A 6,027-nucleotide genomic window follows, 5' to 3' on the forward strand; every position below is an offset into this window, starting at 1 on the left:
CAAAATGAAAATCACAATCGAAGCAACACCAGAAGAAATAGCAAAATTGCTCCAAGCTATTGGGAGTAGCGAGGAGCAACCAAGAAGAAAACATCATAAATCAAAATTAGACTATGATCCACAGACGGGTGAAGGAAAGCTTATTCCTCAAATGAAATAATTACTTTCTTACTTCTAACTGGAATTGTCTGATTGAATTTACGGTTTGAATAGATGTTTAAAAACTCATCGTCACGAGTAACGCATATTACAGTATCATCTTCAAACTCTTGAAGAACCATATCATGATTAACGGTAAATACTGTACGAGTCTTAGCTGGCAACTCAACTTTGAATTCATTTGCAAACTCAACAGGCAATTCAGATTGAAAATCTAACTTATAGTCTTTCATAAATTTTCACCTCCTTATCAATTATTTCAGCCGACCACTGACTGATAAGGAAATTATACCAAAAACAATCTATAAAGGAGGTCTAATCATGCAACCAACCCTAAAAGAACTCATCCATAGCGTTGAGACAAAAGAAGTAGCCGCAGAATGGGACCGCCCAGAAGAATTGATGATACGGTTCAACGGGCTGAAAAAGTCCACGCTCTACGACTATTTAAAAGAGATGGACAGTATTGAAGAATTCAAAGAAGGAATCATGCGTCCGGGCGTGACATTCATCCACATTGGCACGTTTATCTGGTATCTGCGGTGGAAGGACGCTAGCCGGTATCGGTCGAAAAAACCGACACCAAGTGAGGTGAAAACATGACAAAACATAAATGCTCAATGCTAATGCTATTTACCATCATTGTAGCAACCGTTACAGCACTGTTCGCTTGGATGGGAAGTATCAGTTTAAGCGTAACACTAATTGTGATTGCAGTTATTTCAGCTTTAATTATAGCCACGTTGCTTGGCTATCGTATGCATATTGTTGATGTAGAAAAGGGAATTTATTAGGAAGGAGATAATTAAATGGAATTAGTAATTATGAAAGAAAAACAGGCTGTAACTTCTAGCCTTCAAGTTGCAGAAAGCTTCGATAAAAACCATAAAGATGTTTTAGAAGCGTACGACAACTTAATGAAGCAGGGGGTGGCGGAAAATTCCGCAGACCTATTCTGGGAAGATAAGTATCAACACCCTCAAAATAAACAATATTATCGCGTGGTTTATATGAATCGTGATGGATTTTCATTACTTGCTATGGGTTTTACCGGAAAAAAAGCAACACAATTTAAATTGAAGTATATAGATGCTTTTAACGAGATGGAACAAGTCATTCGTCGTTCAACAGTTCCTGCCACAATCGAAGATATGATGATTTATCAATTAGAAGAAATGAAGGAAGTAAAAACTGATGTATCGATGTTAAAAGATACAATGCGTATCAGTGGTCAGCAAGAATATGAAATTAACCAAAAAGGAAAATTAAAAGTTGTTGAAGTGCTAGGTGGTAAGGAATCGGCAGCATACTCAAAAATTGGTAAAAAATTATTTTCTAAATTTTGGTCAGAGTTCAAACGTCATTTTATGGTTCCGCGATACGGCGAGCTACCTCGTTTGAAATTTGATGATGCAATTGAATTTATTGATTTATGGTTACCTTCAACAGAATTGAGATTAGAAATCAATCAGTTGAATCGCCAACAAAAACTATTTGAAGGTGATTTTAATGAATAGAGCCGAAGCTTTAAAAATCGGAAAAATTATCGCAGATCGATGGTGGCGAGCAAACTACTTAACGATTAAAACGCGTCAAAATATCGAGCGCATGAAAAAAGCGACTCCGCCGGGAAGCAATGAGTCGCAAACAAAAATACCTATAAGGAGATTATAGCATGGATGATGTCAAAAACGAAGTAAGTAAAAATAGCGTCACGAAAAATCTAATACAAAAGTTAGCAGAAATTACAAATGAAATTGAAAGAATTCCCAAAAATGGGCATAACGATTTCCATAATTATGACTACGCTTTGGAAAGTGATATTAAGGATGTTGTTCGACCTTTACTAGTTGCGCAGAATCTTTTTATGTTGTCTGATGAAAAATCGCGATCTGTAACAGAAATCAAGACACAAAAAGGTACACAGCAATTAGTAACACTTGAAATCGAATATACGATATTTGATGGTGACACTGGGGAGACAATAAAATTTACTGGATTTGGCGATGGTCAAGATGCTGGCGATAAAGCAGTTTACAAAGCTAAAACTGGTGCACTTAAGTACGCATTGACTTCTCTGTTTCTAATTCCGACGGGAGATGATCCAGAAACCGAAGGAAAGAAACCATTACAACCGCCTAAAACTATTAATGAAGAACAAGTAAAAACATTGGAAGATTTAATTCATACAGTAGCATCAATGTCTAATTCAAATCCAGCGCAAGTTTTAGGTCAATTAAAAACTGAATCTGGATTTAATAAGACTATTAACAAAATGACGGAAGCTGATTTTGGGATAGCATTACAAATTTTACAAAAATGGAAAAAGGCTTATGCCAAACATCTTCAAAATAAAACTCAACCAAAACAAGAAAATATAAACTCGATTCCATGGGGGCAAAAACAATGACAGAAAATCCATTAACGGTACCAGATATGCAATTTGAGGTAAGTTACACACCATCAACTATCAAGATAGAAAATGAAGAACTACTAGAAAGTTTAATTGAACAGACGACAGAACACTATAGCAATCAAGTCTTTAAATTTGATGCAGAAAATGTTGCAGAGGCAAAACAAGCCAAAATAGATTTGAATAAAATTGCCAAAATGATTGATGATCGCAGAAAAGAAATTAAAGCTGATTATTCTCAACCGTTGAATACTTTTGAAGAGAAAATGAAGCGATATGTTGAACGTATCAAGAAGGTATCTGACGATATTAATTCTGGAATTAAGCTTTTTGATGAATCAGAAAAAGCCATTCGTATAGAAAAAATAAAAATTGAGATGGAAAAAATTGCTGAACCGTTAAATATTGAACCGGAAGCTATTGAAATTAGTACTAGTTGGATAAATAAAACGGCTTTTACGACAAAAGGTGAAGTTAAAGGGAAAATACTTGATGAAATTCACGACAAAATGAAAATTGTAGCAATGCAAAGAAGTCAGATAGCGGCTGATAAGGCGACTATTACAGATTATGCAGAAATCGCTGGACTAGATCCATATGCATGGTCAGGTTTAATTGATCAAGGATGGTCGGTAGCCGATATCCGGGAAAAAATTAAACAGGCAGTGGAAGATAAACGCCGTCGAGAACAGGCAGAAAAAGAAGCGGAGGCTGAACGGCAGAGGAAAAAAGCTGAATATGATGCAGCTATCGCCGAAATGGAAAGAGAAAAAGCAGTTGAGACGAATCAAGGAACTTTGGTTGACCCTGAAACTGGTGAATTAATCCAAGCAGCAAACAATGAACCGTTGGTACTGATGACAGAAATGGATGATAATCCGACGATGATGGTAACTCTACAATTAACCGCAAGCCGCCAAAAATTGGCAAACTTAAATGAGTACCTCGTAGAAAATGGTATTAGTGTGGTGCCGGTGCAATGATGGGAAAATTGCTATCCGCGGATGGCAGAAAAATAACAATTGAACTTGAAGAAGCATTCAATCAAGAATACCTACATCTACTAGCCAACGGAGAGGATAACTATTTGGAAGTAGCTGCATTAGATAGTCGAGGAATCTCCGCTAAACAAAATGCGCTATCCCACGCCTTAATCGCTGATGTGGCGCGTTGGCAAGGTGAGTATCCTTATTGGTCAAAGATAGATTTGAAATACTACTATGAGGCATTAAGCGGCGTCTGGTTTGAACATCATAAAGCGACTAAATCTGACGCAAAAAAATGGATTGATTTTTTAATCGAGTTTGTTATTTCAAATAACGTTCCACTTCCTAAAGTATATAACTATTTACTAGATGAAAATTCATGGTTTTATCAATGCTTAAAATATCGACGTTGCTGTATTTGTATGGAACAAGCAGATATAGCACATGTTGATGCAGTCGGTATGGGTAGAAACAGGAGAAAAATTAACCATTCTGATTTTAGATTTATGGCGTTATGCCGATTTCATCATACAGAACAGCACACCGTAGGGTTAACTGAATTCTTTAAAAAATATCGAATTATTCTCGTGAAATTGAATGATGAAGAACGAAGAAAACTAAGGATAGGAGGGTAGAAATTGGCAGAACGTAGAATGTTCGCAAAAACAATAATAGATAGTGACGCTTTTCTGGATATGCCACTATCTTCGCAAGCCTTATACTTTCATCTTTCGATGAGAGCTGATGATGAAGGATTTATTAATAATCCCAAAAAAATACAGCGCATGATTGGTTCGTCAGATGACGATTTGCGAATTTTGATGGCAAAAAATTTTATTTTAGCGTTCGAGAGTGGCGTGATTGTAATAAAGCACTGGAAAATTCATAACTATATTCGCAATGACAGATTTAAACCTACGATGTATCAAGACGAAAAGGCGCTGTTAAGCGAAAAAGATAACAAATCATACTCACTAGATGATGTTGGTATACCAAACGACAACCAACTGACATACCAAATGGATACACAGGTTAGGTTAGGTAAGGATAGGTTAGGTAAGGATAGAGATAGAAAAGATATTACGCCTTCGGAGGAACCTCCGAAAGCTAAACCTGTTCGTCACAAATATGGCGAATATAAAAATGTCCTTTTAACAGATCAAGACATGGAGAAACTGCAAACTGAGTTCCCAAGCGACTGGCAAGACCGTATTGAACGACTGTCGAGTTATATCGCATCAACTGGCAAGACCTATAAAAATCATCTTGCAACAATTAGAAATTGGGCGAGAAAAGATAAGGCGCAACCTAAGCCGCAGCAAGCCTATGGACAACCAGTCAAACGTGAGGAAATGCCGAATTGGGACGCGCAAACGACCGCAAGTAGTCCATCTCGAAAAGCGGAAATAGAAAAAATGATGGAAGAATTATTCATAGATAACGAGGAGGAAAACAGATGATTAACAACGTAGTTCTAGTCGGGCGTCTAACTAAAGACCCTGACCTCAAATATACAGGAAACGGTCAAGCAGTCGCGACCTTTACTTTAGCAGTAAATCGTAATTTCACGAACCAAAGCGGTGAGCGTGAAGCAGATTTTATCAATTGTGTGATTTGGCGTAAACCAGCAGAAACCTTAGCAAATTATGCCCGTAAAGGCACTCTGCTAGGTGTTACCGGCCGTATTCAAACGCGAAATTATGAAAATCAACAAGGACAGCGAGTGTACGTGACAGAAGTAGTAGTTGAAAATTTTCAACTGCTGGAGAGCAAGAATAGCAATTCTAGCCAAAATACGAGCACTGCAAGCGTTCCGAACGCGCAAACGAATAATTACGCTCCTGACAATCAAAACGCAACACAGACGAATTTAGGCGTGAACCCGATAAATGACTTTGAAGCTACGACAATCGATATTAATGATGACGATTTGCCGTTTTGAGGTGAATGAATATGACAATTAAGGAACAGAAACATCAAATCGTTTTGAGGCAATGTGAAATCTTAGATAGCGATTTATCAGAAGAGGAAAGAAACGAAAAGCTTAAGCCGCTGTTTAAAGAATTTCAACGCTTAAAGCGGTTGGAAATGAAACAGAATAAGCCTAAAACGAAGAAGACAATAGATATGTCTGTACGTCTAACGGATATCGATACAGGAGAAGAACGATTCTTTGAATCAATGATTGCGGCAGCTATGTTTTTGGATAAAAGTGCCAGTGTTTTTAATAAAGAAGTACGAAAAAGTAATGGAATTGTACAAGGATACAAATACGAACGCAGGAACAAGAAATATCGCTACCAAAAAGGCAACCGCAGAATTGAAGGCTCTATACTTGAAATTGCTAGACGTTTAGAAGTCGGAGAAGTGTATATACGTGCTTTGAATACACAACCAACTAAAAATATATCTGTCGTCGAAATTGATAGGTGGAAGGATTAGGGAGGTCGAGTGATGTATTCACGTCAA

The 6,027-nt window shown here is 37.2% G+C and carries 12 protein-coding genes; 11 read left to right on the forward strand and 1 reads right to left on the reverse strand.

Translation table 11 applies throughout. The features are described 5' to 3' along the window. Nucleotides 1–4: 4 nt before the first annotated feature. Complete coding sequence (locus RK01_RS13800) at nt 5–160, forward strand: hypothetical protein (RefSeq protein WP_016173611.1); 156 nt, start codon at nt 5–7, stop codon at nt 158–160. On the opposite strand, the gene RK01_RS12305 is transcribed toward RK01_RS13800, so the two are convergent. Beyond that, the gene (locus RK01_RS12305; protein ID WP_016173612.1) at nt 141–392 is read right to left on the reverse strand and encodes a hypothetical protein; all 252 of its coding nucleotides are present in this window, start codon (nt 390–392) and stop codon (nt 141–143) included. The genes RK01_RS13800 and RK01_RS12305 overlap by 20 nt on opposite strands. Before the next feature lie 88 nt (nt 393–480). Here RK01_RS12305 and RK01_RS12310 point away from each other — a divergent pair, with 88 nt between their 5' ends. The 10 genes from RK01_RS12310 to RK01_RS12350 are packed head-to-tail and all read left to right on the forward strand — an operon-like array spanning nt 481 to nt 6,000. After that, the gene (locus RK01_RS12310; protein ID WP_016173613.1) at nt 481–762 is read left to right on the forward strand and encodes a hypothetical protein; all 282 of its coding nucleotides are present in this window, start codon (nt 481–483) and stop codon (nt 760–762) included. Beyond that, a complete protein-coding gene (locus tag RK01_RS12315; RefSeq protein ID WP_016173614.1) occupies nt 759–953 on the forward strand; it encodes a hypothetical protein in 195 nt (64 codons plus the stop codon). The genes RK01_RS12310 and RK01_RS12315 overlap by 4 nt, the downstream gene beginning before the upstream one ends. 15 nt (nt 954–968) lie before the next feature. Next, nucleotides 969–1,676, forward strand: coding sequence for a Rha family transcriptional regulator (locus RK01_RS12320; protein WP_016173615.1), 708 nt, complete (start codon nt 969–971; stop codon nt 1,674–1,676). Next, complete coding sequence (locus tag RK01_RS13805) at nt 1,669–1,833, forward strand: hypothetical protein (protein WP_016171559.1); 165 nt, start codon at nt 1,669–1,671, stop codon at nt 1,831–1,833. Before RK01_RS12320 ends, RK01_RS13805 begins: the two co-directional genes overlap by 8 nt. Before the next feature lies 1 nt (nt 1,834). Next, nucleotides 1,835–2,569: an ERF family protein gene (locus RK01_RS12325; RefSeq protein ID WP_016173616.1), complete on the forward strand. Its 735-nt coding sequence runs from the start codon at nt 1,835–1,837 to the stop codon at nt 2,567–2,569. Continuing rightward, nucleotides 2,566–3,555 (forward strand): DUF1351 domain-containing protein, encoded by a 990-nt coding sequence (locus RK01_RS12330; protein WP_016173617.1) that lies wholly within the window; start codon nt 2,566–2,568, stop codon nt 3,553–3,555. Before RK01_RS12325 ends, RK01_RS12330 begins: the two co-directional genes overlap by 4 nt. Then, a complete protein-coding gene (locus RK01_RS12335; protein WP_016173618.1) occupies nt 3,552–4,193 on the forward strand; it encodes a putative HNHc nuclease in 642 nt (213 codons plus the stop codon). Before RK01_RS12330 ends, RK01_RS12335 begins: the two co-directional genes overlap by 4 nt. A 3-nt stretch (nt 4,194–4,196) precedes the next feature. Further along, nucleotides 4,197–5,018, forward strand: coding sequence for a hypothetical protein (locus RK01_RS12340; protein WP_016173619.1), 822 nt, complete (start codon nt 4,197–4,199; stop codon nt 5,016–5,018). Then, nucleotides 5,015–5,500 (forward strand): single-stranded DNA-binding protein, encoded by a 486-nt coding sequence (gene ssb / locus RK01_RS12345; RefSeq protein ID WP_016171564.1) that lies wholly within the window; start codon nt 5,015–5,017, stop codon nt 5,498–5,500. Before RK01_RS12340 ends, ssb begins: the two co-directional genes overlap by 4 nt. Nucleotides 5,501–5,511: 11 nt before the next feature. Further along, nucleotides 5,512–6,000 carry a hypothetical protein gene (locus RK01_RS12350; protein ID WP_016171565.1) on the forward strand — a complete coding sequence of 163 codons (489 nt, stop codon included), beginning with the start codon at nt 5,512–5,514 and terminating at the stop codon, nt 5,998–6,000. Nucleotides 6,001–6,027: the final 27 nt, after the last annotated feature.

This window comes from Enterococcus dispar ATCC 51266, assembly GCF_000406945.1.
Taxonomy (GTDB): domain Bacteria; phylum Bacillota; class Bacilli; order Lactobacillales; family Enterococcaceae; genus Enterococcus_C; species Enterococcus_C dispar.